The organism is Nonomuraea recticatena, from assembly GCF_039533245.1.
In the GTDB taxonomy this organism is placed as follows: domain Bacteria; phylum Actinomycetota; class Actinomycetes; order Streptosporangiales; family Streptosporangiaceae; genus Nonomuraea; species Nonomuraea roseola.
In genome coordinates this window covers 1-543 of record NZ_BAAATE010000192.1, presented here as the reverse complement: position 1 = coordinate 543, position 543 = coordinate 1, and the positions used below count along the sequence as shown (strand labels likewise).

At 64.3% G+C, this 543-nt stretch carries 1 protein-coding gene; it reads right to left on the bottom strand.

The window, feature by feature from the left end; genetic code table 11:
• Positions 1-201: hypothetical protein (locus ABFX50_RS51105; RefSeq protein WP_346158568.1), on the bottom strand; the 201-nt coding region annotated here is incomplete at its 3' end.
• Between the last annotated feature and the right edge of the window lie 342 nt (positions 202-543).

Sequence of the window (543 nt, the reverse complement as noted above, 5' to 3'; positions counted from 1 at the left end):
GTCTACGGGAGATGCGGGCAACTGCTGCCGGTCGGGGCGCACGGGGCTGATCTCCAGTGACGCCGCGCTGTGTTTGCCTACTTTGAACTCGGCGCGGAAGCGCGCGTTCGGCGCGACCTTCTCGAAGGCCTTCATCGCCCTCACCAGAACGACGAGAACAGTCACCGCGGCCACGACGACGAGGACGCCCCACTGCTGCACGACACACTCCACCCCTGGCGATCAGGTCGAGCGGCTGAGCGCCTAGTGGCGATCGGTGCCGGTACTGCGTGGTGGACACAAGCCATAGTGGTTGCTTCGGCTCGACCGGCCCCGAGGAAGAGCCGACGAAGCAACCGAACTTCCCGTGGAACTACGCGGAGCGTTTTTCGGTTCCGCCCCTCACCCCTTGTCATCAGAGCGAGGAACTTCGACAGGCTAGCAGCCACGCACTTCTAGCGCGTCGTGTCCACCACAGAGGGAGGCGATTGGGAATAGAGGCACTCCCCAGTTTCGGTGTGGCCGGAGCTTTGGTGCTGGTCGTGGCCTACCTGCTCAGCGCCA